Genomic DNA, 25,374 nt, shown 5'->3' with positions numbered 1-25,374 from the left:
CCTGATTTGCCTGTCGGGCCAGATTAGACCTGTCGGTGCAGAAGGCCAAGCAGGTTGGGCGAAGGCTGTGTTTTGACCGTTTTGTACCGGTGTGCAGAGGGGGATTGACCGTTTTGTACATCGGTTTGGGGCTTGCGATCAGCCTTCACGAGGGGTGCATCGGAAGGAGCAGCGGTGGGCAGACTGCCCACCCTACGGGGCCTGTCGTCTGGGGTGTCATTGCGTGTAGCGCATCAGATCCTTGGCGCGGTCGCGGCCAAGTTCGATCCGGCAGGAATTGATCCCGATGCCGGTGCCCGACCCACCACCGAAGGTTGCGCCGACATATTCGCAATGGGCATCGCGATAGGCCGCCCAGGCGTCTTGCGAGGCTGTGAGCGCCGGGGCGGCAACCTTGCGGCCGGTGACTTCGTCCAGCTCTTGGGCGGCGGCCATGGCAAAGCCGAGATAGAGCTCGACCGTCGCATCGACGCGGGCCAGCGTGTCGGAAACGCAGGCCCCGATCTCGACCTGGCTGCTTCCACCGCATTCAGTGGCGGGGTCGGCGAATGCAGCGAGGGGTGTACAGAAGAAGAACGTAAAGATCGCGACCGTCTTATTCATTGGGGAACCTCTTTTGAGCCTATGGGGAGCAGAGTATCGAAAACCTTCGCCTGTGTCTTGGAGGACATGCAGTATCCCGGTCGCGGTCGCGCTGAGTGGCGGGCGTCTTGCCATGGGAGAATAGGGCTTTGAATGCCAAGCCGGTCAAATGTACCATTCGACGTCGATTTCACGCTTGATGGGAAACAAAGGTTTTCAGGTGTCACGCCGGCTTGCAGCAATCTTCGCCGCCGATATGGTCGGGTATTCGCGGTTGATGGCGACAGACGAGGCCGGGACGATTGCCCGGTTGAAGGACATGCGCCGGGATGTTCTTGACCCCGCGATCCTGCGGGGGGGTGGCGAGATCGTAAAGCTGACCGGGGACGGGTTGCTGGTCCTTTTCGCGAGTGTCGTGGAGGCTGTCGAGACCGCAGCCCTGATTCAAGACGCCGTGGGCAGGATAGAAACCGGCACCGTGGAGGAGCGCATTCGCTACCGCATCGGTATTCATGTCGGGGATGTCGTCGTCGATGATGGAGAGATCTACGGTGACGGGGTGAACATTGCGGCGCGCCTAGAGGCACAGGCCGAGCCCGGCGGTATCGTTGTTTCGGCGGATGTTCAAAGCCAGGTCCGGGGCAAGGTCGGGCTGTCGTTTGTCGATCTGGGCAAGCTGAGTCTGAAGAACATACCGTCGCCGGTACATGCCTATGCCATCGACCTGGAGGGCACAGCGCCGTTCGTTCAGGCGCAAGCGCCCGATCCGGTCCAGAGGAAACCCTCAATCGCGGTTCTCGCATTCCAGAACATGTCCGCCGACCCGGAGCAGGAGTACTTTTGCGACGGGGTCTGCGAGGATATCATCACCGAGCTGTCGCGGTTCCCCGACTTGTTCGTGATAGCCCGCAATTCATCCTTTTCCTACAAGGGTCGGCCCGTCACCCATAGCGAAGTGGCCCGGGGTCTCGGTGTACGGTACATGCTGGAGGGCAGCCTGCGCCGCGCGGCTAGTCGCGTGCGCATCACGGCCCAGCTGATTGATTGCGAAACCGGCGCTCATGTCTGGGCGGAGCGCTATGACCGCGATATCGAGGACGTGTTCGAACTGCAGGACGAGATCACCAGCAGCGTCGTCGGCGCGATCGCTCCGCAGATCACCAAGGCCGAACTGGAGCGCGCGGGGCGCGCGCGGGGTATCGACATCAGTTCCTACGATCTGGCGCTAAAGGCGCAGGCAACGTTCCAGGAAGGTGCATTTTCCGACATCGAGGGCCATGATAAGGTTCTGGAGCTTACCCGGCGGGCGCTGGAACTTGATCCGCGCAACACGCAAGCGCTTTGGATCCAGGCCTATGTCTATACAATCCGGTACCTTTACCAGTTTGGTGAAGCGCCCGAGGAATCGTTGGGACATGCCGAAGCCGCAGCGGATCGGCTGTTCCAGAACAACAGGTCCGATCCCAGAGCGCTGGCGGCGCGGGGTATGATCCGCCATTTTCGACATGACTATGACGCGGCCACCGCCGATTTCAGACGTGCCTTTGAGCTCAACCCGAACTTTGCGCTGAACCTCTTCTTCATGGCCTGGCATGAGTCGCTGGTAGGGCGCACCGAAGACGCGAGGGAACACGCGTTGCTGGCGCTGCGGCTCTCGCCGAGGGATGCCGATATCTGGGTTGGAGACGCATACCTGGCACTGGCCCAGGCCAGTTTTGCCGAGGGTGATTTCATCGAGGCCCGCCGGTGGGGCGAACGGGCGATCGAAATGACGCCACGTGCCCCGATCAGGCGAGCCCTGATGATTGCGGCGGCGGCCCATCTAGGTCTTCTGGAGCAGGCGCGCCCTCATACAGAGGCGCTGGCCGATTTCGCACCCGCCTTCTTGGACAGTTTGGTGTCGGGCCGCCTGACGCTCTATCGTCTTCCCGAACACAATGCGCTGCTGGTGGAGGGCCTGAAGAAATCGGGGCAGCGTTGCTAAACCGGGCCTGTCTTGTTTCGCCTGGGTGCAGGGTGTGACGGTGTCGCCCTTGCAGGGGGCGGTTCCGGGGGGTAGACCGCGCGCGACGGCAATGCGTGGAGATCCCGATGAACATCCTCATTCTCGGCAGCGGCGGGCGCGAACATGCGCTGGCCTGGGCGGTGATGCAGAACCCCAAATGCGACAAGCTGATCGTGGCGCCGGGCAATGCGGGGATTGCGCAGATCGCGGAATGCGCCGATCTCGACATCATGAATGGCGGGCTGGTGGCGACATTTGCCGAGGAGAATGCCATCGACTTTGTCATCGTGGGCCCCGAGGCGCCTTTGGCCGCGGGCGTGGCCGACCGGCTGCGCGAGGCGGGGTTGCTGGTCTTTGGCCCCTCGGAGGCGGCGGCGCGGCTGGAGGCGTCTAAGAGTTTCACCAAGGAGATCTGCGATGCTGCCGGTGCGCCGACGGCAGGCTATGCGCGGTTTTCCGAGGCAGGACCGGCCAAGGACTATATCCGGGCGCAGGGCGCGCCCATCGTGATCAAGGCCGATGGGCTGGCCGCCGGTAAGGGCGTGATCGTGGCGATGGACGAGGCGACCGCGCTGGCGGCCATCGACGACATGCTGGGCGGTGCTTTTGGCGGTGCCGGGGCCGAGGTGGTGATCGAGGAGTTCATGGAGGGCGAGGAAGCCTCGCTTTTCGTGCTGGTGGATGGCGAGACGGTGCTGTCGATCGGGACCGCGCAGGACCACAAGCGAGTGGGCGAGGGCGATACCGGCCCCAATACCGGCGGCATGGGCGCCTATTCCCCGGCGCCGGTGCTGAGCGTCGAGGTCGAGACGCGCGCGATGGACGAGATCGTGCGCCCCACCATGGCCGAGATGGCGCGGCGCGGCATGCCGTTCCGGGGCGTGCTGTATGCCGGGCTGATGATCAAGGACGGCGCGCCGCGCCTGGTGGAGTACAACGTCCGTTTTGGCGATCCGGAATGCCAGGTGCTGATGCTGCGGCTGGGCGCGCAGGCGATGGACCTGATGCATGCCGCCGCCGAAGGACGGCTGGACGAGGCGCAGGTGAACTGGTCCGACGATCATGCGATCACCGTGGTGATGGCCGCCAATGGCTATCCGGGTTCTTATGAGAAGGGCAGTGAGATCAAGGGTTTGGATGCGCTTCCCGAGGACAGCCGCAACATGGTGTTCCATGCCGGGACCGCCGCGCGGGAGGGCGCGATTGTGGCCTCCGGCGGCCGGGTGCTGAATGTGACCGCGCGGGGCGACAGCCTGGCCGAGGCGCGCGAGCGGGCCTATGCCATGGTCGAGGCGATCGACTGGCCCGGCGGGTTCTATCGCCGCGACATCGGTTGGCGCGCGCTTTGAGGTAAGGGGGGCTCTGCCCCCGCCGCCCGTTCCGGGCGCCTCCCCCGGGATATTTCCGGCAAGAGGATGGAGCAGGTTGTGCTTTGCGCCTGTGCGTTTCGGCTGCGGTGAAAGGTTTTCATTTGCCGCGGTTGCGACGTATGGTTCCGGGCGAGGAGAGCAAAGATGCCGGGACCGATAGACAAGCAGGTATTGGACGAGGCCTATGCCACGCGCGATCTGCGCGGGCTGGCCTTTGACTGGGTGCCTGTCGGCATCGTGGTGACCGAAGCGCGGGTGATCCGCGAAGTGAACCACAGGTTCTGCTCGATGTTCGGTTATGGGCGCGCGGAGCTGCTGGACCGGCTTTTCGTGTTTCTCTACCCCTCGGACGAGGAGTTCCAGAATGTCCTGCACCGGGGCGACAAGGAGCTGGGCGAGGGGAACCTGTATTGGGACGAGCGGGTGATGCGGCGGCGCGATGGCGAGCTGTTCTGGTGCCGGGTGCGGGGCCAGACCTTTACCCCGGAAGATCCGCTTGGTCGCGCCGTCTGGACCTTTGCCGACCTGTCGGAGATCCGCCGGTACCAGCCGCTGACCCGGCGTGAGCGCGAGGTCTATTCTCTGCTCGGCGAGGGCAAGACCAGCAAGGAGATCGCACGCGAGCTGGAGCTGAGCTATCGCACGGTCGAGGTGCACCGGGCGCGGCTGCTCAAGAAATTCGGGGTCAGCAATACCGCTGCGCTGTTCCAGTCGCTGGGCGATATCGAGGGGCAGCATATCGTGCAGTCAGGGCCGTAAGGGCCGGGCGGTCAGGGGATCTGGCAGGCCAGCGCGGCGGCCATGGCATCTGCGCTGAAGGGCGCCAGCGGTTGGACCTGCCAGCCGCCTGCTTGGCGGACGCTGACAACCTGCCGCCAGTCGCCGCTGGCCAGCACCAGTTCGGGACCCGTGCCGCAGTCGCGGAGGCCGCCGCTGATGAATTCCTCGCCGATGCGGTGGTTGCTGAGGCCGGGCAGGGCGGTGACCTCGGTCAGCCTGCCGTCGCGGTAGCGCCAGAGGCGCAGGGTCTTGGCCAGGTGGGGGCGGTCGACATAGGCGATTTCCATGTATCCGTCGCCATCCAGATCGGCAGCACCCAGCACCGCCAGCCAGCGGTTGCGGGTGCCGATGGGGGGTGTCGCGGCCAAGAGGCGGGCGCGGCGGTCATAGACCTCGAGCCGGGCGCCATCGGTCACCGTGCTGCGCACCGCGATCACCTCGGGCAGGCCGTCGCCGTCGAGATCGGCGAGATGCGGCGCGATATCCTCGAAGACATGGCCGGGGGGCAGGGTGACCTCGGCCGGGCAGGTGATGCGGGGGTCACCGGGGCGGGAGACATGGATGGTCAGCGCCTTGGCGTCGCGCAGCCTGCCCAGCACGCCATGGCCATATTCATCGGTCTCCACCGCATAGGCGGCAAAGAGGTGCAGCCCCGCGTCGCGGGGCGCCCAGGTCTCGTGCCGGCCAGTGGCGGTGCGGTTGGAGAAGGCGACCTCGGCCGCGCGACCTTGCAGGCCGCGTTCGGGATAGCGGGCCTCGCAGGCGGTGGCCGCCTGTCCGGCCAGCCACAGGCTGAGCGCCAGCCCCGCGCCCGTGGCCCGCGCGGGCCACGGGCGCGACGGTGGGCGCGGCGCCTTGCCAAACAGGCGTGCGATGCCGGAGGGGAGCCGTAGTTCCACCGGTCCGGGCATCGCGCCGCGCATCAGATCTGCTTTTCGGGCATCTGCACTACAAGGCCGTCGAGCGCGTCGGTGACCTTCAACTGGCAGGTCAGGCGCGAGCGGGCCGGGTCGGGCTCGTAGGCGAAATCGAGCATGTCCTCTTCCATGTCGTCCTTGGCGGGCAGCTTCTCGACCCAGTCGGGGTGGACATAGACATGGCAGGTCGAGCAGGCGCAGGCGCCGCCGCAATCGGCCTCGATGCCGGGAATGTTGTTGTCGCGCGCGCCTTCCATCACGGTCAGGCCATTGGCCACGTCGACGGTATGCTCGGTGCCGTTGTGCTCGATATAGGTGATCTTTGCCATCGCTCGGGTGTTCCTCTGTGACGTTCCGCAAACTCCTTAGACAAGCCATTTAGGGCGCGCCAGCCTCATTTGCGACCTCGGGCGGCGCGTCTGGACTTTCTGCGCATATGTTCTATCTTTGTTCCCATTTCCGGGTGAGGATGATGCTGACGAATCCCCAATCAGTTCCCCAATCAGATCCGCTGCCGGGCCGCCGGGCCGCATCCGCGCCGCGTCGCTCGGGGCCCGTCTGGCCGCGGCCGCCGGCCTGTCTGCGCGCCTGCGACCTGGGTCTGCCGCCCGAGGGCGCGCGGGTGGCGGTGGCCGGGCTGGTGATCCTGCGGCAGCGGCCGGGCACCGCCAAGGGGGTGATCTTTGTCACGCTCGAGGACGAGACCGGGGTGGTCAACGTGATCGTCTGGCGCAAGATCTACGAGCGGTTCCGCCGGGCGGTGATCGCGGGGCGGATGCTGCGGGTGACGGGGCGGATGCAGCGGGCGCATTCGGTCACCCATGTGATCGCCGAAGAGATCGAAGATATCTCGGCCCTGCTCGACCTTCTGGTCCGGCCCGAGGGGCCGGCGGGCTTTGCGCCGGAGGGGGAAATGCGCTAGAGTGTCGGCAAAACGCCCCTCAGAGGCCCGAGCATGATCCGAGTGTTTCCCGTTGTGTGTGCGCTAGCGCTTGCCGGTCTGGCCGCCTGTTCCGGTGCCTTGCCGGATGTCGAGGCGCTGGCCGAGCCCGAGGTCAGCCGGTTCACCGAGGTGGCGCCGCCGGGGGCGGCGCCCGGCACCTGCTGGGGCAAGCATGTGACGCCCGCGATCATCGAGACGGTGACCCATCAGGTGCTGATGCAGCCGGCCGAGGTGCAGACCGATGGCACCGTGCTGCGTCCGGCGATCTACAAGACCGAGACCCGGCAGCAGATCGTGCGCGAGCGCAAGGAGACCTGGTTCGAAACCCCCTGCCAGCAGGACATGACGCCGGAATTCGTGGCCTCGGTGCAGCGGGCGCTGGCCGCGCGCGGGATGTATCGCGGCGCGGTCACCGGCGAGATGGACAACCGCACCCGCGCCGCCATCCGCCGCTTTCAAAAGCCGCAGGGGCTCGATAGCGGGATCCTGTCGCTGGCCGCCGCGCGCAAGCTGGGGCTGGTCGCGGTGCAGGTCGAAGGCTAGAGCCTCGACTCTTGCCTGACGCGAGACCTGGCCAGCCCCGGGGGCTTGCGGTCTGCGGGTCCGCCCGGCATTGGACCTGCGCCTGGGCGACCGCCAGCCTTCGCGCTGTAGATTTGGAACGCGGTGATCGTTACTCTCTTATTATGGGAGAACGGTCTTGGGACGCAGGCTTACCACCATATTGAGCATCGACGTCGTCGGCTATTCCCGCCTGATGGAGCGGCACGAGGCGGAGACGCTGTCGGCGTTGAAGGCCATACGGTCCCATGTCGTCGATCCTGCGGCCGCCGCATATGGCGGCAAGACGATCAAGCTGATGGGGGATGGCGCGCTGATGGAGTTCGGCAGCGCCGTCGAAGCGGTCCGTTTTGCCGTCACGGTGCAACAGGCGATGCCCGTACAGATGGCCGGGGTGCCGGAAGAGGACCGCATCGCCTTTCGCATCGGCATCAACATCGGCGACGTGATCGCCGAGGAGGACGACATTCATGGCGATGGTGTAAACATCGCCGCGCGGCTCGAAGGGCTGGCCGAGCCCGGCGGCATCTGCATTCACCGCAGCGTCCGGGATCAGGTGCGCGACAAGCTGGACCTGCGGTTTAAGGATCTGGGAGAGATACAGGTCAAGAACATCGTCCGGCCGGTTCCGGTCTTTCAGGTGGTTCTGGACGAAAGGGCGCAGCGGCTGGCGGCGGACAGGCCCGCGCGCCCGGCCCGCCGCCCCAAGCCCTGGCGGTGGCCGGTGCTGATCGTGGGCGGTTGCGCGATTCTGGCGGTGATCGCCGTCCTGTCCTGGCACTTGTGGGCCCCGGAGGCGGATATAGCCGGTTCGGACAACATGGCGCAGCCGGTGGTGTCCGGGCCGTCGATCGTTGTCCTGCCGTTTGCCACCACATCCGACGATCCCGAGATCGGATATCTGGCCGAGGGCTTTGGCACCGCGATCACGACCCAGTTGTCGAAGTTTCCGCAGCTTTTCGTGATCGCCGGATCGACGGCGATCACATTCGCGGACACCACGACACGGCCGCGCGACATCGCGCGCGCGCTGGGTGTGCGATACGTGCTGTCCGGCAACATCCTGAAACGGGGCGATATGCTGTCGGTGACGGCGGCACTGGTCGAGGCGGAAACCGAGCATACCGCCTGGTCGGACCAGTACCGGTTTTCCATCGCGGATGTGTTCGACGCGCAGGCGGATTTCGTGAGAGAGATCGCCGCGACCCTGGAGATCGAGATCGAGAAGGAGGAGATCGCCGCCCTTGGCACGCGGCCGACGCGGGATTCAGAGGCTTATGCCCTGTTTCTGAGGGCGGTCGCCAAAAGCAAGCTGTTGAACACGGCAAGCCGTCAGGAGGCGATCGATTTTCTGAAACAGGCGGTTGCCCTGGACCCCGGGTATCTGGCCGCGCATGTGGAACTGTCGGGCCGGTATCTGAGCCTGTGGCGGTTTGGCGGGGCCGAAGACCCGGACGCCGCCCTGGCCAAAGCGCGCGATCACCTGTCGCGGGCCTTGGAGCTGGACCAGACGGATTACCGCGTTCAGCATCGGTTGGGTCAGGTTCAGCTTTTTGCCGACCATGATCACGAGCTGGCCTACATTGCCTATCGGCGCGCGATAGAGGGCAACCCGAATGACCCGGAGGTTCTGTATGACATGGGGTTTCTGCGGTTCCTGATGGGAGAGCCCGCAGAAGCGCTGGAGTGGAACAACAAGGCAAAACGGGTCAATCCGCGATATCCCGGCTGGTACAACTTTAACGCAGCACTGGCGCATTTCTTTCTCAGGGACTACGACCAAGCGATCCTGCTGGCGAAGGCCGGGATATCGACCTATCCAAAATCGCTGCCGCCGCGCCGAATCCTGGTGGCGACCCTTGCGGAAATGGGACGTCTGGAGGAGGCGCGGGAAGAGGCCCGCAAGCTGTTGGAAATCCGGCCTGATTTCAGGATTTCGACGCACAGGAACACGCCGTTCCTGAACCCGGCGGATCAGGATCGTTACTTTGACGCGATGAAAGACGGCGGTTTGCCGGAATAGGTCTGCCGGGAGCGGAGTGGCGCCGAAAAAATGCCGCAAATTCCTGGTCTGGTGAAGGGATGTTCTATTCGAGACGCTGGTCCTTCTTTTGATATGAAACACTTACTGGTTGAAAAGACGGGCGTTTCGCCTGATCACATGATCACCTTGATTCTGATCGCGGCGGTGCTGATCATCGTGCTGGTTGAGACCCTGCGCCGTCATAGGCGAGGACGCTGGCGTGGAACGCGCCGGTTTGGCGGCAGGTTCGCCCCGTCATCGAGGGCGGGCAGCAGCAAACCCCCCGTTGAAAGACCGACCGTCGAAACGCCGCCTGTCGCAAAACCGTCGATGGCCGAACCGGAAAACCAGGTGGCGGCAATTGCCAAGGTCCGGTTCGAAAAGACCCGGCTGCTCAACAGGACCGAATACCGGGTGCTGCTGCTGCTGGAGCGGATCGTCGACGGGGCGAACAGCGGTCATCGGGTTATGGCGCAGACCAATATGGGCGAGTTGATCCGACCTGTCTCCAGTTCCGGGACAGCGCGGGACCGGCAGGATGCCTTTGCCTCGATCAACTCGAAACGGCTGGATTTCGCCATTGTTGACACCTTTGGGATGCTTGCCGTGGCGGTGGAGGTACAGGGCAGCGGGCATTATCACCACAAGACCTTCATGCGCGATGCGGTCAAGCGCGAGGCGCTGCGGCGGGCCGGGGTGGAACTTTTGGAGATCCAGCCGTCCTGGACCGATGAGGAGATCGAGGCGCGGGTGTCGACGCTGCTGGGGCTGCCGGTGCAGGACAGCGGCAGGAGGCGCGCCGGGATGCGCTGAGGGGGGCAGGGGGCGCCGCCCCCTCTTGGCCTGCGGCCAATTCACCCCCGGAGTATTTTCAGCAAAGTGAAGGATGCGGGGCGGGTTTGCGGGTCCGTCAGCGCCGGAACAGCAGGTCCTGGGCCTGTTTGTCGCGGTGGTCGGCGCGCAACTCGATCATCAGGCCGCGACCCTCTTGTACCGCGGGGCGGGCGCCGACCGCGTCGAGCCAGCGGGCGAAATGCGGCTTGTCGTCAAGGGTTTGCTGCTGGCCTTTCCACAGCGAGGCCCAAGGCCAGATCGCCATGTCGGCGATGGAGTAGAAATCGCCCGCCACGTATTCGTTTGCCGCCAGACGCCGGTCGAGCACGCCGTAGAGGCGGGCCACCTCGGCACGATAGCGGTCCTTGGCATAGGGCAGGTCCTGGGGCGGATCGAGCTGGGGGGCGTATTTCAGGAAGTGATGCGCCTGGCCCGCCATCGGGCCGACGCCGCCCATCTGCCACATCAGCCATTCCTCGACCGCGATCCGGTCGCGTTCGGTCTGGCCATAGAAGCGCCCGGTCTTGCGGGCGAGATACATCAGGATGGCACCGCTTTCGAACACCGAGATGGGCGCGCCGTCCGGTCCATCGGGGTCGATGATGGCGGGCATGCGGTTGTTGGGGGCGATTTTCAGGAACTCGGGGTCGAACTGGTCGCCCTTGCCGATGTTCACCAGGTGGAGATTGTAGGGCAGGCCCATTTCGGCCAGCGCTATGGCGATCTTCCAGCCGTTCGGCGTGGGCCAGTAGTAGAGTTCGATGGGCTGGGTCATGGATCCTCCGCGCGGTCTGCGCCGGGGATCATGAGGCATTCGGCGCAAAGGGCAAGCCCGGGCGGGCGCCTGCGGGTGCAAAGATGCGTGACCAGCGCGGTGCCGGGTGCGGTGGCAGGCCGTGGCGCAGCAGATCGAGGGTCAGCCAGTGCGACTGGCGCAGCAGGTGGCGATAGAGGGTCAGGGCGCCGGGCCGAAGGTAGCCCGAACGGTGGCATACCCGGCTTTGGGGGGCGGCGACCGTAAGGCCCAGCCGCGCCAGGTGGGTGAGCGTATGGGCGCAGTCGAGTTGCAGGGTCACCGCGTTGGGCAGGTCGAGCCCGGCGCCGATGGCGCGGTCGCGGCGGTGGGGCGGCGCGATCGCGCGCTCGAAGAGCCAGTCGAAGAGGTCGTTCTCGCGGCTGGTCACGTTGATGAACTCTGCCACCTGACCGGCGGGGCTGCGCAGGGCCTGTTGCGCCTGTCCCGCATAGACCGCGCCGGAAATCGAGATGATCCGTGTCAGCGCGCCGGGGGGCAGCAGGGGCAGGGCGGCGAGCGCCAGTTCGACTCCCATGGAGTGTCCGATGAAATGGATCGGGCGGTCGGGCCGCTGATGGTGTAGCCGGGCCAGCAGACCGGCCAGTGCCTGACCGGCGAGAATCGCGCGGCGGCGCGCCTGCCAGAGCGTGCCGGACCCGTCCCATCCCAGCGCAATGGCGAGACCGGGGGTGTCCTCGGCCGGGGCGAAGCCCAGACCGCCGGGCCAGCTGGGTGCCGGATGCGGCTGCGGTTCCGGGTCGAGCGACAGGATATGGCGGTGCGGGCAGATCCTGGGGTTGCCGGGTTGGTACCGGTACCCGTGCGTCATCACGATCACCGGCCCTTCGACCCGGCTTGCAGACCGGAGCACCGGGGCCAGGGGCCGGGGGCTGTCGTGCAGATGCAACCCGGTCTGCATCAGATTGATCCTGATCATCGGCATCGGCCCGACCCCCGCCCAAGACTTGTGGTTCTGCCTTGGCAAAAGCCTATGAAGCGCGGATGAAGCGGCGATTACATCTGTGTGACGGTGCCGTTGCGGGGCTTGACGGAACCGGGCGGCGGGCGTAAACGCCATGCCCAGGAACCACGTGGCGATTTGTTACCGGATTGCGGGCCACGCTAAACATCACCGCTAAAAGGTCAGGATGAAAGACCCCCTTTCGCTTGACCCGCGATTGGGGTTTTTCTTTGCCCTTCTGGTTCCGGGGCCGAAAGGAACGGATATGAGTACGGATTGGAGCAAGCGCACGCAGGCGGTCCATGGCGGCACACGCCGCAGCCAATGGGGCGAGGTGAGCGAGGCGATCTTTCTGACGCAGGGTTTTGTTTACGAGACCGCCGAACAGGCCGAGGCGCGGTTCATCGAATGCGGGCCGGACGAGTTCATCTATGCCCGCTATGGCAACCCGACGGTGGCGATGTTCGAGGAGCGTATCGCGGCGCTGGAGGGGGGCGAGGATGCCTTTGCCACCGCCTCGGGCATGGCGGCGGTCAATGGCGCGTTGGTGTCGATGCTGAAGGCGGGCGACCATGTCGTGTCGGCCAAGGCGCTGTTTGGCTCGTGCCTTTATATCCTTGAGAATATCCTGACCCGCTACGGGGTGGAGGTGACATTCGTCGACGGCACCGATCTGGAGCAATGGCGGGCGGCGGTGCGGCCCGGCACCAAGGCGGTGTTCTTCGAGAGCATGTCGAACCCGACGCTGGAGGTGATCGACATTACCGCCGTGGCTGAGATCGCGCATGCGGTGGGCGCCAAGGTGGTGGTGGACAACGTGTTCTCGACACCGGTCTTCTCGCGCGCCATCGAACAGGGCGCAGATGTGGTGGTCTATTCCGCGACCAAGCATATCGACGGGCAGGGTCGCGCGCTGGGCGGGGTGATCATCGGCAGCCGCGAGTTTATCCGGGGCACGGTGGAGCCCTATCTGAAACATACCGGCGGGGCGCTCAGCCCGTTCAACGCCTGGATCATGCTCAAGGGCATCGAGACCATGGCGTTGCGTGTCAATGCGCAGGCCGAGACCGCGCAGAAGCTGGCCGAGGCGCTGGAAGGGCATCCGGCGCTGGCGCGCACGCTTTATCCCGGGCTGAAGAGCCATGCGCAGAACGCGCTGGTGCAGACGCAGCTGGGTGGCAAGGGGGGAACCGTTCTGTCGCTGGATATCAAGGGCGGCAAACCGGCGGCATTCCGGTTTCTGAACGCGCTGACGATTCCGGTGATCTCGAACAATCTGGGCGATGCGAAATCCATCGCCACCCATCCGGCGACCACGACGCACCAGCGGTTGAGCGAGGAGCAGCGCGCGGCGCTGGGGATCACGCCGGGGCTGATCCGGTTCTCGGTCGGGCTGGAAGATGCGGGCGATCTGCTGGCGGATCTGCGGCAGGCGCTGGCGGTATCTCAGGGCTGATGCCGGGGGAGTGGGGGCGCTGCCCCCGCCGCCTTTTGGGCGCCTCCCCCGGGGGTAGTGTTGAAAAGATGAAAGGCGGGCCGCTTTAGCCTGCCCGCCCGTAGAAGCCCGTCCGCTCGGCCTCGGTAAAGGTTACGCCGGGCTGTTCGAAATAGGAAAACACGGCGATGACCCGGGCGCGGGCGCCCTCGACGGGCGTGACGCGGTGGGCGGTGTTGCGGCCCCGGAACACGTTCAGGGTGCCGGGGCTGAGCGTGATGGTGCGGGCGTCGGGGTCGTCTCCGGCCAGCAGGCGGGCGACGCCGTCGTAATTGGGATTGGCATCGCTGCGCAGGTCGGTGCGGTATTCAAAGCCGCCGCCGGCCTCGGGCGCCTGCAACAGGAGCGTCGTGGTGAACTCGGACCGGTCGAAATGCCAGTTCAGCGCCTGGCCCTGTTGATAAGACATCACGTTCACCCGCGCGAGCGGATCGTCCATCGGGTAGAGCACGGGCTTATCCATGGTCGCGGCCAGGAAACGGGCGAATTCGGGCCAGTCATAGAGGCGCAACAGGGCCGAACCGCCAAGCTGATCGGCGCAGAGCGTGCGGTTGGAGGTGTGGAACCGGCGCAACGCGGGGTGATCCGGCGGCAGGTCGGCGACCGGTTTGAAATAGATGTTGTGCATCCGCTCGTGCAGGAAGGCATCGCTGGCGAACCGCGGCAGCAGGGCGGCGGTCTCGGAAGCTGCCGTTTCGGCCCGCATCAGCCCTTCGAGGTTGAACATGCCGGTCCGCGCCAGATCGTCCCGGCAGCGGTTGACCAGCGCCTGCCATTCGGCGCTGCCGGGGCGATCCAGCGGATAGCGGTCGAGATCAAGACTGTCGTGCATTGGCGACCTCCTGCGGTGTTAGCCCAAGAGTGCAGATAGTTTCGGTTCGGGCCAAGGGATATTACAGAGGCGGCTACGCCCGACGCCGGTTTCGGACGCCAACGCGGTGGATTTCGGGGGGAAAATCAGATCCACCCTGCTATGTTGCGCGTAACAGGGTGGATTGGAACCCTGAGCGGCATCATATATAGGTCCGCGATCAATCGAGGAAGCACGGCATGAACATTCACCCTCGCGATGTGAATACCAACCCGGACCGGGACGAGGCCGAGGCGGCGCTGGATGTGCTGCGGCGCTGGGCGGCCAAGGCGAGCGCGGCCGAGATCAGCCTGCTTGATCCGGCGGTGGCCCGGTTGCTGCCGGGGTCCGTGCCGTCGAACTATCCCGACCTGTCACGCCGTTATCCGGCGGATTTCGTGGCAGACGAGGCCTATCGCGACACGCTGCCCGATCTGCAAAACGGGCCCGCCAGCCTGATCCGGGGGGCAAAGCAGCAGATCCAGCATGTGGGCATCTCGAATTTTCGCCTGCCGATCCGGTTTCACCGCAAGAGCGGCGACGACCTGACGCTGGAAACCTCGGTGACCGGCACGGTGAGCCTGGATGCCGAGAAGAAGGGCATCAACATGTCCCGCATCATGCGGTCGTTCTACAAACATGCCGAGCGCACCTTCAGCTTTGAGGTGATGGAAGCGGCGCTGGACGATTACATGACCGATCTCGACACGTTCGACGCGCGCATCCAGATGCGGTTCTCCTATCCCGACAAGGTGCGCAGCCTGCGCTCGGGGCTGGAGGGGTACCAGTATTACGACATCGCGCTGGAGCTGGTCGAAAAGGACGGCGAGCGGCTGAAGATCATGCATCTCGACTATGTCTATTCCTCGACCTGCCCCTGTTCGCTGGAATTGAGCGAACATGCGCGGTCGGCGCGTGGCCAGCTGGCCACGCCGCATTCGCAGCGCTCGGTGGCGCGGATTTCGGTGGTGGTCGATTGCAACGCGGACTGCCTGTGGTTCGAAGATCTGATCGCGCTTTGCCGTCGGGCGGTGCCGACCGAGACCCAGGTCATGGTCAAGCGCGAGGACGAACAGGCCTTTGCCGAGCTGAACGCGGCCAACCCGATCTTTGTCGAGGATGCGGCGCGGCTGTTTTGCGCCGAACTGTTGGCCGATCACCATATCGGCGATTTCCGGGTGATCGCGAGCCATCAGGAGAGCCTGCACAGCCATGATGCGGTGTCGGTGCTGACCGAAGGGCCGACCTTTGCCTCGGCCAGCCTGGACCCGCGCCTGTTCACCACCCTGTTCCACGTCGGCTGAGCCGGACGGCTCAATTCGCAGGCAGCTTGACCCGGTAAACGGGCCGGTTGTGGCGTGTTTTTGCCGCATCGCGGCATTTCTCTGCACTTGCAAACAGAACCGTCCTATATTGGGTCTGAGCGAAGATTCGGCATCCGGCGGCTTTGTCCGTGGTCCGGGCTGAAAGGGACCGTCAGTTTGGCACAGGGCCTACCATCTCTGAACCACCCGGGCAGGGGCGTCGCCTGTGCCGCAGTATGTTTTCGTTCACCGCTTTTCCCCCCGTGTCTACCGGAGTGATATCATGATGCTTTCGATCCTCTCCCCGTTGCATGCCCAGGCTGCCGCGATCCGCGCCTTTGGCTATGCTGTCAGCAGCCAGTTGCGTGTGGCCCAGATCTTCGCGTGCTCGGCCATCAACGCGCCGATGGCGCAGGTTCGGGCGATACAGGCGGCTGCGTCGTTGCCCTCGGAGGTGACGCGGGCCTTTACCGCTGTGCGGGCAGAGAGCCGTCCGGCCATGGTGGCGGCCCTGCCCAAGGCGCCCGTTGCGCCCAAGGTTGAAGAGACGGCCGTTGCGACCGTGGAATCGGCACCGAAGGCCCCCGCGCCCACGGTTGAAGCCATCGTCACGACCGACGAAGCGGCGGCGCCGGTTGTCGCCGAGGTCAAGGCATCCGCGCCGGAAGCCCCGGAGACCGTGGTCAGCCAGCCTGCCAAGGCTGAGGCAAAACCGGTGCCCGCGCCGTCGCGGCGCCGCAAGGCGCCCTCGGCCCCGGCTCCGATGCCCAAGGCAACAGTGAAAACCGACGGGTGACAGGGCCGCGCCCGCTTGACTCCGACCGTGGGGCGCGCCAACCCTGCGCCCCATGTTGGACATTCGCCCCGTCGGATATGTGATCGGTCTGCTCGTCGCCATTCTGGGCGCGACGATGGTGTTCCCGATGTTTGTCGACGTGATCGACGGGCGCGGCGAATGGCATGTCTTTCTGCAAAGCGGCATCATCAGCGTGCTGACCGGCGGGCTGATGGCGCTGAGCTGCGCCAACGGGGTGCGCGAAGGGCTGACGATCCAGCAGACCTTTCTGCTGACCACCCTGGTCTGGGTGGCGCTGCCGATCTTTGGCGCGATCCCCTTTGTGTTCGGGGCGACCGAGCTGCGGTTTGTCGATGCGTTTTTCGAGGCGATGTCTGGGCTGACCACCACCGGTTCGACGGTGATCTCGGGGCTTGACGCCCTGCCACGCGGGCTCTTGTTGTGGCGCGGAATCCTGCAATGGCTGGGCGGTATCGGCATCATCGTGGTGGCGATGGTGTTCCTGCCCGAGCTGCGGGTGGGCGGGATGCAGATCTTCCGCTCCGAAGGGTTCGACACGATGGGCAAGATCCTGCCCCGCGCGCAGGAGATCGCGGGCCAGATCACCGTCATCTATGTGGGGCTGACCGTTGCCTGCCTGACCGTCTATGCCGCGCTGGGGATGAACTTCTTCGATGCGCTGGTGCATGCGATGACCACGGTGTCGACCGGGGGCTTCTCGAATTACGACGCCTCGTTCGGTACCTTTTCGGGTCCGGCGGAATATGCGGCCTCGGTCTTCATGATTCTCGCGGCGCTGCCCTTCGTGCGCTATGTGCAGCTGGTGAACGGCCACTCCGCCCCGATCCTGAGGGACAGCCAGATCCAGGTGTTTCTGATCGTCATCGGCGTGCTGGTGGTGGCGACCACTTTCGTGCTCACCTCGATCTTTCCGCACCATATCGAACAGGCCTTTCGCGAGGCGCTGTTCAACATCACCTCGATCATCTCGGGCACCGGGTATGCCAGTGTCGATTACATGAACTGGGGGCCGCTTCTGATCACCATGTTCTTTGTGATCGGGCTGATCGGCGGCTGCGCCGGGTCGACCGCCTGTTCGGTCAAGATCTTCCGCTACCAGCTGCTGTTTGCGTCGATCAAGACCCAGCTTCAGCGCATCCGCTCGCCGCATGGCGTGTTCCTGCCGCGGTATCAGGGGCGCGCGGTCGGGCCTGATGTTCTGAGCTCGGTGATGAGCTTTTTCGTCTTCTTCATCGTGTCGCTGGGCATCCTGTCCTGGGCGCTGTCGCTGACCGGGCTCGATTTCATCACCTCGCTGTCGGGGGCGGCCACAGCGATTGCCAATGTCGGTCCGGGGCTGGGCGACCAGATCGGCCCGGCGGGCAATTTCAGCGGCCTGAACGACACCGCCAAATGGCTGCTGAGCGCGGGCATGCTGATCGGTCGGCTCGAGGTGCTGTCGGTCTATGTCCTGTTTACCCTGCAATTCTGGAGAGCCTGATGAAACGACCGCTTGGGGCGCAGATATCCCATATGCTGCGGGATCGCGGCGTCGAGGTGATCTTCGGTATTCCCGGTGTCCATAACCAGGAGATGTATCGCGGCATCGAGGAGGCGGGTATCGCCCATGTGCTGGCCCGGCACGAACAGGGCGCGGGGTTCATGGCCGACGGCTATGCCCGCGCCAGCGGCCAGCCCGGCGTGGCCTATGTGATCACCGGGCCCGGCCTGTGCAACATCCTGACACCGATGGGGCAGGCCTGGTCGGATTCGGTGCCGATGCTGGTGATCTCCTCCTGCCTGGACGAAACCGCCGCCCGGCGCGGCCAGCTGCACCAGATGCGCGACCAGCGCGCCGCCGCCGCCACCGTCTGCGACTGGTCCGAGGAGGCACGCGGCGCCAGGGCTGTCTATGGCCTGGTCGAGCGCGCCTTTGACGAGTTCGAGACCGCGCGCCCGCGGCCCAAGCATATCCAGGTGCCGGTCCCGGTGCTGGAGGCCGAGGCCGATCCGGCGCCCTTCCCGAACCAGCCGGCTCGGCGGGCGCGGGCGGTGCCGCCCGAGGTCGGGCCGGTGGTCTCGCTGCTGAACCTCGCACGGCGGCCGCTGTTCATCCTGGGCGGCGGTGCCCGGTCGCTGCTCTGGCGGCAGATCCTGACCCAGCTCGGCGCGGCGGTGATGACCACCTATGCCGGGCGCGGTCTGGTAGGGCTTAACTATCCGCTCGATTTCGGCGCCGCCCTGGCGCGGCCATCTTCGGCCGAGGTGATCGCCTCGGCGGATCTGGTGGTGGCGGTGGGGACCGAACTGGCCGAGGTCGATCTCTGGCGGCCGAACCTGGGCCATTCCGCGATGCTGGCGCGGGTCGATATCGACGCGGGCGTTCTGGCCGATGCGCAGCGCGCCCAGGTGAAACTGCTGGCGGATGCCGACAGTTTCGCGCGCGCGCTGGGGGCCGCGACCGAGACCGCGCGTCCCGCCACCGGCTGGAGCCGGGAGGAGGTCGCCACCGCGCGCGCCCGCTGGCGGGCCGAGGTCGAGGCCGAACGCCCCGGCATCGCGCGGGTGGCCGATGCCCTGCGCGCCGCGCTGCCGCATGACACGATGATCTATTCCGACATGACCCAGTTCGCCTATGTCGCCAAGGAGGTCTGGGACATGGCCCTGCCGGGGCACTGGCACCATCCGACCGGGTTCGGCACGCTGGGCTATGCGCTGCCCGCCGCCATCGGCGGGGCGGTGGCCCGGCGCGGCAAGCCGACACTGGCCATCGCGGGCGATTACGGGTTCCAGTACACGGTGCAGGAATTGGGCACGGCGGTGGAACTGGGGCTGCCGCTGCCCATCATCCTGTGGGACAACGGCAAGCTCGGCGAGATCGAGGACAGCATGACCCGGGCCCAGATCGCCCCCAACGCGGTGGTGGCGCGCAATCCCGATTTCGTGAAACTGGCCGAGGCTTACGGTGCCGCCGCTGCCGCCCCGGCCACGCTGGCGGACATGCAGGCCGAGGTCGTCGCGGCGCTGTCACGCCCGTGGCCGACGCTGATCCGTCTCACCCCCGACCTGCGCGACGCCTGATCGCGGCGCGGGTCTGGCTTCTTTCTGGTCTGAAATACTCCGGGGGTCTGGGGGCAGCGCCCCCAGCCTTGAAGCTCGGGCGGACCTTAGTTCCAGCAGCTGACTAGAACCGTCATCCCGTCTGCACGGCGGCTCATCTCGTCGGGCGTGACGGTGCCTGTGCCGACAGCGTCCCGTGCCGGAACTTGCGCCACGGTCAGTACGTCGCGCAGCGCCTGCGCCTTGGCGGCAAAGCTGACGTCGCGGGGCAGTTGCTGGCTGCCTGCCGGTTCGGCCAGCAACATGCCGATCACCGCGCCGCTGGTATCCAGGATCGGCCCGCCGGCATCGCCGGTCTGGGTCGTCAGGCTGAGCCGGGCAAGTTCCGTCTCGCCCCGCAGGCCTGAGACATCCGCCACCGTGCCAAAGCTCAGCGTCGGTGCGCCCAGCACGCCCTCGTAGGAAAAGCCCGACAGCACCACCTCGGCGTTGATGCGCGGCGCGTCGGTGGCCAGATCGGCCACCTGCATCGGCGCCAGCGGCTCAACCGGGCGCAACACGGCGACGCCAAGTCCGGCGTCGGTGTCGATCACTTGTGCCTCGTAATCATGATCCAGCGTCACCCTTGTGCAGCCGGTCACCGCCTCGGCCACGGTCATCACCGTGCCCTTGCCGTCGACATAAAAGCCCGAGCGCGACAGGCGCGGTTTGCGGATCTGGAGGCCCGACACCAGGTCGACGCGCTGTTCGGCATCGCCGCCTGCGGCAGGGTCCAGCACGCCCTCGGTGCGGGTAAAGCTCTCTTTCATCGCCGCCAGAACGCGGGCGCGCCGGTCCTCGTCGCCCTGCGGCCATATCAGGGTAAAGCCCTTGATCTCGCCATTGGCGAGCGCCGCCTCGGTATAGGAGACGATGCCGTTGCCGCGGCCTTCGAGCGTGAAGCTGTCGCTGCCGCGTTCGCGGGGGCCGTCGAGCGGCACGATTTCCAGCGTCTGCATGATGTCATACAGACCGAACAGCGTCGCCTTGTCGCCCGGCTGGCTGATCAGCAGCACCCGGATGCCTTCGTCGCCGCTGGCCTCGTAATGGGCAAAGGGCGGCTCGTAGCGGCTGAAGCGCACCGCGCCAAGAGGCATGTCCATCTCGATCCCGGCCTGCGAGTCGTAGCGCCGCGCCATGCCGACCGAGATCAGCGGCGCGTTGTACTGGTCCATCAGCGCCCTGCGCTGGAGCGTGGTGAGCACGCCGGTCGCCTCATACCCGTTGAAGCTCTGCCAGTCGGCCATGGACCGGCGGGTCCCGGCGCCAAAGGCGCCGTCGATGGCGGCGTTGTAGAAGCCCGCCGCCTGAAGCGCGGTTTGCAGCGCCTGGCGCTCCTCGCGGCTGAGCGCCTGTTCGCTGCGGCGCGCCTCGGCCGGGGTTTCGTCGGCCGGTTCGGGTTGCGCTGCGGGAGTGGCGGGGGCGGCGGGTTCGGCCGTCTGTTCAACCGGGGCGCTGACCGCGCCCTGACCCAGGACATTGGCGCCGATCGGCCAGAACTGCTGGCCCAGCCCGGCACTGAGGGCGATGAAACTGTCGCGGGGGATACGGCCCTCGGCGCGGTAGACGCGCAGCACCTGTTCGGCATCGGGGCGCAGATAGGGGCCCAGCACGATGCCGTACCAGCCACCGCCCAGCGAGAACCCGGCCACATCGCCCAGGCTGCCGGCATAATCCTGAGCCCGTGCCTGGGCGGTACTCAGATTGGGTTGCGCCTCGATCTGGACCCAGACGACATCGGTATCCGATTGGGCAAAGAGCGGCGAGGCAATCAGCGAAACAAGGGACAGGATTACAGCAAACAGTCTGGTCATTCTTTGGTTCCGTACCTTCAAATACGTATCGTTGAAGCAGGTTATGCAGGTATTTGGCGCAAATGCCATGCCCGGCAACAGGGGAAAAACGGGTGTGGCGCAATCATCGCAGCGGCGGCGGGCGTGCCGCCACAAGCGCCGTTGACGCTGCCCCCCCGCTTGCATAGGAAAGGCGCGACCCGTTTTCCAGCGCCCGAGGCCGCCCGATGACCGACACGACCCGCTCCGCACCGCGCTCTTTCCAGGAAATCATCCTGCGGCTGCAAACCTATTGGGCCTCGAAGGGCTGCGCCATCCTGCAACCCTATGACATGGAGGTGGGCGCGGGCACGTTCCATCCGGCCACGACGCTGCGCGCGCTGGGCAGCAGCCCCTGGGCCGCGGCCTATGTGCAGCCCTCGCGCCGTCCGACCGACGGGCGCTATGGCGAAAACCCGAACCGGTTGCAGCATTATTACCAGTACCAGGTGCTGATCAAACCGAGCCCGCCCGACCTGCAAGAGCTGTATCTCGGCTCGCTGGAGGCGATCGGCGTCGACATGGCGCTGCATGACATCCGGTTTGTCGAGGACGACTGGGAAAGCCCGACGCTGGGCGCCTGGGGTCTGGGCTGGGAGGTCTGGTGCGACGGCATGGAGGTGAGCCAGTTCACCTATTTCCAGCAGGTGGGCGGGCATGACTGCGCGCCGGTCTCGGGTGAGCTGACCTATGGGCTGGAACGTCTGGCGATGTACATTCTGGGCATCGACCATGTGATGGACATGCCGTTTAACGATCCGCAGTCACCTATTCCGCTCAGCTATGGCGACGTGTTCAAGCAGACCGAAGAGGAATATGCGCGCTGGAACTTCGACGTGGCCAATACCGAAGTGCTGCTGCGGCATTTCGAAGAGGCCGAGGCGGAATGTGCCGCGATCCTGGCGCAAACCCATGACGACCCCAAGACCGGCAAGCGCATCGTGATGGCGCATCCGGCTTACGATCAGTGCATCAAGGCAAGCCACATCTTCAACCTGCTGGATGCGCGCGGCGTGATCTCGGTAACCGAGCGGCAGGCCTATATCGGCCGGGTGCGGGCGCTGGCCAAGCAATGCGCGGATGCGTTTGTGCAGACGACCGCCGGGGGCTATGCTGCCGCCTGAGGACATCAGGGCAGAGGCATCCGAATAGAAGAGGCGACGCGCGAGCGCTATGAGGAAAAGCTGCGCAAGGCGCGGCGGCAGCTGAAACGGCAGGTTGGCACGGCGCAAAGCGAGGGCTTCATGACCGGGGCGGCGGCCATGCTGCGGCCCGGTGACGTGGTGATCGACTGCGGCGCCAATGAGGGCGACGTGACAGAGGTTCTGTCGGCGACGGGCGCCACCGTGCATTGTTTCGAACCCGACCCTTATGCCTATTCGCTGCTGGAACGCCGGTTCAGCGCTGCGCCCAATTCGATCTTGCACCACACTTCCCGGTGGGCGCGGCATCAGCGCGGATGCGGCGGATGTGATCGAGGTCGAGATGATCGCTCTCCCGCCTTTCTGGAGGGGCTGATCGCCGATCACGGCGATATCGCGATGCTGAAAATGGATATCGAGGGGGCGGAGCTGGATATCCTGGAAGAGATGGACGCGCGGGATCTCTTTGCGCCGATCCGGGTGAAGCTGGTCGAGATCCATGAACGCAAGTTTTCGGACCTGCGCGACCGGTTTCGGGCGCTGAAGACGCGCATGGCCGGGCGGTTTTCACCGTCGAAGGTCAATCTCGACTGGATCTGACGGCTCAGGCCAGGCCGGGCAACAGGGTCTTGAGACCGGTCACGATCATGCCGACCGCGATGGCGGCCAGGATCATCCCCATCAGGCGGCTCATGATCACGCGGGCGGTTCCCGACAGGTGCCGCGCCAGCGCCGGCGCGTTGTAGAAGGTCAGCGCGAGCAGCGCGACCATCCCGACAAAGACCGCGGCAAAGGCGGTGACATGCGCAGGCGTTGTCGCCTGGTGGGCATAGACGATGAGCGTGGTGATGGTGCCCGGCCCGACGATGATGGGAAAGGTCAGCGGGTAGAAGGCCACAGCGTCCGGCGCCGGATAGGAGCGTTTTTCGTCATCGGTGCCGTGATGCGAGCTGCTTTCGTCGCCGTTCAGCATGTTGAGCGCAAGCAGAAGGACGACCAGCCCGCCCGCGACGCGAAAATCGTCGGTCGATATGCCGAAGAGCGTCAGCACCTGTGTACCGGCCAGGGCAAAGGCGGCGCCGAGCACGAAGCAATAGAGCGCGACCTTCAGCGCGATCTGACGCTGTACCGCCGCCGGGGCGCCTTCGGTCACGCTCAGAAAGATCGGCAGACTGGAAACCGGGTTCATGATCGCGAAGAGCGCGCCGAAAAAAGTGACGGCAAAGCTGGTATCCACGGCCGGTCTCCTACATTTATGCGCACAGATCAAAGCCCACCCTGAACGATTCTGCCGCCCGGCGAAAGCGCGCGGCGCAGAAGGAGAGAGACATGACCGGCAAAGTTCTTGTTATCCTGCTGGCGCTGTGCGCCGTGAGCGCCGGCCTGTCGATGTATTATCTTCAGGTCTACGGCTACTATTACGAGGTCGAGCCGCGCCCGGGGCAGGATGTGACGCTGGTGCCACAGGGCGGCGACCGGGCGGAGGTCATCGCCTATGAAGGATTTCAGGCCATCGACGCCGACAGTTCCCCCATTCGTTACCGTGCTTGTTTCACCACCCCGCTTGATCTCGATGCGCTGAGCGCGGCCTATACCCCGGTCGAGAACCCCGAGCCGCTGACCGCGCCCGCGTGGTTCGAGTGTTATGATGCGGGCGGAATCGACGAGGCGCTGAAAAGCGGCCGCGCGCGGGCCTATCTGGGGGCCAAGAACGTGCATTATGGCGTCGACCGGATTGTCGCCGTGACCGAGGCTGGGCGGGGCTATGCCTGGCATGTGCTGAACAACTGCGGGCAAAAGGCCTATGACGGCACCGTGGTCGGCGAGGAATGCCCGGCCCGGCCCGAGAATTGAGGCGACAGGCCGGGACAGGTGACAGAAACGCTGCACATATCCGCCTTCATGACCGTGACCCTGGGGCTGGCGGTCTATCTGATCGGTGTGCGGATCAACGACCGGCTGCCGTTTCTGGAACGGTTCAGCATCCCCGAACCGGTGACGGGGGGATTGCTGGCCTCGCTGGTGGTACTGGGGCTTTATTCCGGGTTCGGGATCGAGCTGGCCTTTGACCTGACCGGGCGCGATTTCCTGCTGGTGCTGTTCTTTACCGGGATCGGGCTGAACGCGCGGCTTGGCGATCTGATCGCGGGCGGTAAGCCGCTGGCGATCCTGTTGGTGCTGACCCTGCTGACAATCGTGGCGCAAAATGTCATCGGGGTGCTGGGCGCGGTGGTCTTCGGGTTTCCGGCGCAGTCGGGGGTGCTGTTCGGCTCGGCCGCGCTGATCGGGGGACACGGCACCGCCATCGCCTGGGCGCCCGAGGTGGCGCGGGTGACCGGCCTGCCTGCGGCCACCGAGCTGGGGGTCGCGGTGGCGACGCTGGGTCTGGTGATCGCGGCGCTGATCGGCGGGCCCATCGCCACCTATCTGGTGGACAGCCGCAAGCTGACCCCGAACCGCCCGGACGAGGAACTGACCGTTGGTCTGCCCAACGAGCAGGACGAGGAACCGCCCCGGATCGACCACAAGTCGCTGATGCGGGTACTTTTGACGCTGAACGTCTCGATCCTGCTGGGGTATGGCCTGTATGAGAGCATTGACCAGATGGGGCTGAAACTGCCGCTCTTCGTGCCCTGCCTGCTGACCGCCATCGTGGTGGGCAACTTGCGCACGGCGCTGTTTCCGCGCGCCCCGCGCGTGTCGCGCACGCCGACGCTGGCGCTGATTTCGGAATTTGCGCTGGGCGCGTTCCTGGCGATGTCGCTGATGAGCCTGCAACTCTGGACCATTGCCGAGACCGGCCTGGCGCTGGCGGTGATCATCGCGCTTCAGACGCTGTTTGCCCTGGGGTTCATCCTGCTGGTGTTGTTCCCCGCGATGGGCGGCGGTTACCGCGCAGCGGTGCTGGCGGCGGGGTTCGGTGGCTTTGCGCTGGGCGCCACACCGACCGCGATTGCAAATATGACGGCCGTGACCAAGCGCTATGGTCCGTCGCCTCTTGCCTTTATCGTGCTCCCCCTTGTATCCGCCTTCTTTGTGGACATCGCCAATGCGGTCGTCATCCAGATGATCGTCAATTTCTAA

The 25,374-nt window shown here is 65.4% G+C and carries 24 protein-coding genes and 1 riboswitch; of the genes, 16 read left to right on the top strand and 8 right to left on the bottom strand.

Going from position 1 to position 25,374, the window contains the following annotated elements; all coding sequences use genetic code 11:
* Positions 1-216: 216 nt before the first annotated feature.
* Positions 217-603 carry a lysozyme inhibitor LprI family protein gene (locus tag G0P99_RS20670; protein ID WP_164132377.1) on the bottom strand — a complete coding sequence of 129 codons (387 nt, stop codon included), beginning with the start codon at positions 601-603 and terminating at the stop codon, positions 217-219.
* A gap of 199 nt (positions 604-802) precedes the next feature.
* Between G0P99_RS20670 and G0P99_RS20665 the strand changes: the two genes are divergently transcribed.
* The 3 genes from G0P99_RS20665 (at position 803) to G0P99_RS20655 (ending at position 4,716) form a co-directional block, all read left to right on the top strand.
* Complete coding sequence (locus G0P99_RS20665) at positions 803-2,566, top strand: adenylate/guanylate cyclase domain-containing protein (protein WP_164132376.1); 1,764 nt, start codon at positions 803-805, stop codon at positions 2,564-2,566.
* Positions 2,567-2,673: 107 nt separating this feature from the next.
* A complete protein-coding gene (purD, locus tag G0P99_RS20660) occupies positions 2,674-3,936 on the top strand; it encodes a phosphoribosylamine--glycine ligase (protein ID WP_164132375.1) in 1,263 nt (420 codons plus the stop codon).
* A 165-nt stretch (positions 3,937-4,101) separates the two neighbouring features.
* Complete coding sequence (locus tag G0P99_RS20655) at positions 4,102-4,716, top strand: LuxR C-terminal-related transcriptional regulator (RefSeq protein WP_164132374.1); 615 nt, start codon at positions 4,102-4,104, stop codon at positions 4,714-4,716.
* Between the two features lie 11 nt (positions 4,717-4,727).
* On the opposite strand, the gene G0P99_RS20650 is transcribed toward G0P99_RS20655, so the two are convergent.
* Positions 4,728-5,660, bottom strand: a complete 933-nt coding sequence (locus G0P99_RS20650; RefSeq protein WP_239059890.1) for a VCBS repeat-containing protein — start codon at positions 5,658-5,660, stop codon at positions 4,728-4,730.
* Entirely contained in the window at positions 5,660-5,983 is a 324-nt protein-coding gene (locus G0P99_RS20645; RefSeq protein WP_164132373.1) for a 2Fe-2S iron-sulfur cluster-binding protein, read from the bottom strand. The genes G0P99_RS20650 and G0P99_RS20645 overlap by 1 nt, the downstream gene beginning before the upstream one ends.
* A gap of 143 nt (positions 5,984-6,126) precedes the next feature.
* On the opposite strand from G0P99_RS20645, the gene G0P99_RS20640 reads away from it, so the two are divergent.
* From G0P99_RS20640 to G0P99_RS20625, 4 genes are all read left to right on the top strand, one after another.
* A complete protein-coding gene (locus tag G0P99_RS20640; protein WP_164132372.1) occupies positions 6,127-6,576 on the top strand; it encodes an OB-fold nucleic acid binding domain-containing protein in 450 nt (149 codons plus the stop codon).
* 33 nt (positions 6,577-6,609) lie between these two features.
* On the top strand, positions 6,610-7,140 hold the full coding sequence (locus G0P99_RS20635) for a peptidoglycan-binding protein (protein ID WP_164132371.1): 531 nt from the start codon (positions 6,610-6,612) through the stop codon (positions 7,138-7,140).
* A 157-nt stretch (positions 7,141-7,297) separates the two neighbouring features.
* Positions 7,298-9,181: an adenylate/guanylate cyclase domain-containing protein gene (locus G0P99_RS20630; protein ID WP_164132370.1), complete on the top strand. Its 1,884-nt coding sequence runs from the start codon at positions 7,298-7,300 to the stop codon at positions 9,179-9,181.
* 138 nt (positions 9,182-9,319) lie between these two features.
* Entirely contained in the window at positions 9,320-9,994 is a 675-nt protein-coding gene (locus G0P99_RS20625; RefSeq protein ID WP_164132369.1) for a DUF2726 domain-containing protein, read from the top strand.
* A 97-nt stretch (positions 9,995-10,091) separates the two neighbouring features.
* Here the strand turns inward: G0P99_RS20625 and G0P99_RS20620 are convergent, their stop codons facing one another.
* Positions 10,092-10,790, bottom strand: coding sequence for a glutathione S-transferase N-terminal domain-containing protein (locus tag G0P99_RS20620; RefSeq protein ID WP_164132368.1), 699 nt, complete (start codon positions 10,788-10,790; stop codon positions 10,092-10,094).
* 28 nt (positions 10,791-10,818) lie between these two features.
* A complete protein-coding gene (locus tag G0P99_RS20615; RefSeq protein ID WP_203583189.1) occupies positions 10,819-11,748 on the bottom strand; it encodes an alpha/beta hydrolase in 930 nt (309 codons plus the stop codon).
* A 144-nt stretch (positions 11,749-11,892) separates the two neighbouring features.
* Positions 11,893-11,970, top strand: a riboswitch (SAM riboswitch).
* A gap of 67 nt (positions 11,971-12,037) precedes the next feature.
* Here G0P99_RS20615 and metZ point away from each other — a divergent pair.
* A complete protein-coding gene (gene metZ, locus G0P99_RS20610) occupies positions 12,038-13,228 on the top strand; it encodes an O-succinylhomoserine sulfhydrylase (RefSeq protein WP_164132490.1) in 1,191 nt (396 codons plus the stop codon).
* 85 nt (positions 13,229-13,313) lie between these two features.
* Here metZ and G0P99_RS20605 read toward each other — a convergent pair whose 3' ends face one another.
* Entirely contained in the window at positions 13,314-14,099 is a 786-nt protein-coding gene (locus G0P99_RS20605; RefSeq protein WP_164132366.1) for a 2OG-Fe(II) oxygenase, read from the bottom strand.
* 218 nt (positions 14,100-14,317) lie between these two features.
* On the opposite strand from G0P99_RS20605, the gene folE2 reads away from it, so the two are divergent.
* From folE2 to G0P99_RS20585, 4 genes are all read left to right on the top strand, one after another.
* On the top strand, positions 14,318-15,421 hold the full coding sequence (gene folE2 / locus G0P99_RS20600) for a GTP cyclohydrolase FolE2 (RefSeq protein WP_164132365.1): 1,104 nt from the start codon (positions 14,318-14,320) through the stop codon (positions 15,419-15,421).
* 283 nt (positions 15,422-15,704) lie between these two features.
* Complete coding sequence (locus G0P99_RS20595) at positions 15,705-16,217, top strand: hypothetical protein (protein ID WP_164132364.1); 513 nt, start codon at positions 15,705-15,707, stop codon at positions 16,215-16,217.
* Between the two features lie 52 nt (positions 16,218-16,269).
* Complete coding sequence (locus tag G0P99_RS20590; protein ID WP_164132363.1) at positions 16,270-17,718, top strand: TrkH family potassium uptake protein; 1,449 nt, start codon at positions 16,270-16,272, stop codon at positions 17,716-17,718.
* Entirely contained in the window at positions 17,718-19,298 is a 1,581-nt protein-coding gene (locus G0P99_RS20585; protein ID WP_164132362.1) for a 5-guanidino-2-oxopentanoate decarboxylase, read from the top strand. The genes G0P99_RS20590 and G0P99_RS20585 overlap by 1 nt, the downstream gene beginning before the upstream one ends.
* Positions 19,299-19,384: 86 nt before the next feature.
* Here G0P99_RS20585 and G0P99_RS20580 read toward each other — a convergent pair whose 3' ends face one another.
* Positions 19,385-21,130: a serine protease gene (locus tag G0P99_RS20580; RefSeq protein WP_239059889.1), complete on the bottom strand. Its 1,746-nt coding sequence runs from the start codon at positions 21,128-21,130 to the stop codon at positions 19,385-19,387.
* Between the two features lie 206 nt (positions 21,131-21,336).
* Here G0P99_RS20580 and G0P99_RS20575 point away from each other — a divergent pair, with 206 nt between their 5' ends.
* Complete coding sequence (locus G0P99_RS20575; RefSeq protein WP_164132360.1) at positions 21,337-22,272, top strand: glycine--tRNA ligase subunit alpha; 936 nt, start codon at positions 21,337-21,339, stop codon at positions 22,270-22,272.
* 120 nt (positions 22,273-22,392) lie between these two features.
* Entirely contained in the window at positions 22,393-22,890 is a 498-nt protein-coding gene (locus tag G0P99_RS20570) for an FkbM family methyltransferase (protein WP_164132359.1), read from the top strand.
* A gap of 4 nt (positions 22,891-22,894) precedes the next feature.
* Here the strand turns inward: G0P99_RS20570 and G0P99_RS20565 are convergent, their stop codons facing one another.
* Positions 22,895-23,527 carry a MarC family protein gene (locus tag G0P99_RS20565; RefSeq protein WP_164132358.1) on the bottom strand — a complete coding sequence of 211 codons (633 nt, stop codon included), beginning with the start codon at positions 23,525-23,527 and terminating at the stop codon, positions 22,895-22,897.
* A gap of 92 nt (positions 23,528-23,619) precedes the next feature.
* Here G0P99_RS20565 and G0P99_RS20560 point away from each other — a divergent pair, with 92 nt between their 5' ends.
* Together G0P99_RS20560 and gltS are read left to right on the top strand one after the other, a co-directional pair.
* The gene (locus G0P99_RS20560) at positions 23,620-24,144 is read left to right on the top strand and encodes a DUF6446 family protein (RefSeq protein ID WP_164132357.1); all 525 of its coding nucleotides are present in this window, start codon (positions 23,620-23,622) and stop codon (positions 24,142-24,144) included.
* A gap of 18 nt (positions 24,145-24,162) precedes the next feature.
* Positions 24,163-25,374, top strand: a complete 1,212-nt coding sequence (gltS, locus tag G0P99_RS20555) for a sodium/glutamate symporter (RefSeq protein ID WP_164132356.1) — start codon at positions 24,163-24,165, stop codon at positions 25,372-25,374.

This window comes from Ruegeria sp. PrR005 (assembly GCF_010500245.1).
In the GTDB taxonomy this organism is placed as follows: domain Bacteria; phylum Pseudomonadota; class Alphaproteobacteria; order Rhodobacterales; family Rhodobacteraceae; genus Ruegeria_B; species Ruegeria_B marisflavi.
Note: the sequence above shows the minus strand (reverse complement) of the source record. Positions and strands in the feature narration are given on the sequence as shown.

Excerpts from the sequence above, each read along its gene's own strand:
- G0P99_RS20670 (WP_164132377.1), bottom strand. The coding sequence starts at position 603 with ATGAATAAGACGGTCGCGATCTTTACGTTCTTCTTCTGTACACCCCTC.
- purD (WP_164132375.1), top strand. The coding sequence starts at position 2,674 with ATGAACATCCTCATTCTCGGCAGCGGCGGGCGCGAACATGCGCTGGCC.
- G0P99_RS20655 (WP_164132374.1), top strand. The coding sequence starts at position 4,102 with ATGCCGGGACCGATAGACAAGCAGGTATTGGACGAGGCCTATGCCACG.
- G0P99_RS20650 (WP_239059890.1), bottom strand. The coding sequence starts at position 5,660 with ATGCGCGGCGCGATGCCCGGACCGGTGGAACTACGGCTCCCCTCCGGC.
- G0P99_RS20645 (WP_164132373.1), bottom strand. The coding sequence starts at position 5,983 with ATGGCAAAGATCACCTATATCGAGCACAACGGCACCGAGCATACCGTC.
- G0P99_RS20640 (WP_164132372.1), top strand. The coding sequence starts at position 6,127 with ATGCTGACGAATCCCCAATCAGTTCCCCAATCAGATCCGCTGCCGGGC.
- G0P99_RS20635 (WP_164132371.1), top strand. The coding sequence starts at position 6,610 with ATGATCCGAGTGTTTCCCGTTGTGTGTGCGCTAGCGCTTGCCGGTCTG.
- G0P99_RS20625 (WP_164132369.1), top strand. The coding sequence starts at position 9,320 with ATGATCACCTTGATTCTGATCGCGGCGGTGCTGATCATCGTGCTGGTT.
- G0P99_RS20620 (WP_164132368.1), bottom strand. The coding sequence starts at position 10,790 with ATGACCCAGCCCATCGAACTCTACTACTGGCCCACGCCGAACGGCTGG.
- G0P99_RS20615 (WP_203583189.1), bottom strand. The coding sequence starts at position 11,748 with ATGATCAGGATCAATCTGATGCAGACCGGGTTGCATCTGCACGACAGC.
- metZ (WP_164132490.1), top strand. The coding sequence starts at position 12,038 with ATGAGTACGGATTGGAGCAAGCGCACGCAGGCGGTCCATGGCGGCACA.
- G0P99_RS20605 (WP_164132366.1), bottom strand. The coding sequence starts at position 14,099 with ATGCACGACAGTCTTGATCTCGACCGCTATCCGCTGGATCGCCCCGGC.
- folE2 (WP_164132365.1), top strand. The coding sequence starts at position 14,318 with ATGAACATTCACCCTCGCGATGTGAATACCAACCCGGACCGGGACGAG.
- G0P99_RS20595 (WP_164132364.1), top strand. The coding sequence starts at position 15,705 with ATGATGCTTTCGATCCTCTCCCCGTTGCATGCCCAGGCTGCCGCGATC.
- G0P99_RS20590 (WP_164132363.1), top strand. The coding sequence starts at position 16,270 with ATGTTGGACATTCGCCCCGTCGGATATGTGATCGGTCTGCTCGTCGCC.
- G0P99_RS20585 (WP_164132362.1), top strand. The coding sequence starts at position 17,718 with ATGAAACGACCGCTTGGGGCGCAGATATCCCATATGCTGCGGGATCGC.
- G0P99_RS20580 (WP_239059889.1), bottom strand. The coding sequence starts at position 21,130 with ATGACCAGACTGTTTGCTGTAATCCTGTCCCTTGTTTCGCTGATTGCC.
- G0P99_RS20575 (WP_164132360.1), top strand. The coding sequence starts at position 21,337 with ATGACCGACACGACCCGCTCCGCACCGCGCTCTTTCCAGGAAATCATC.
- G0P99_RS20570 (WP_164132359.1), top strand. The coding sequence starts at position 22,393 with ATGACCGGGGCGGCGGCCATGCTGCGGCCCGGTGACGTGGTGATCGAC.
- G0P99_RS20560 (WP_164132357.1), top strand. The coding sequence starts at position 23,620 with ATGACCGGCAAAGTTCTTGTTATCCTGCTGGCGCTGTGCGCCGTGAGC.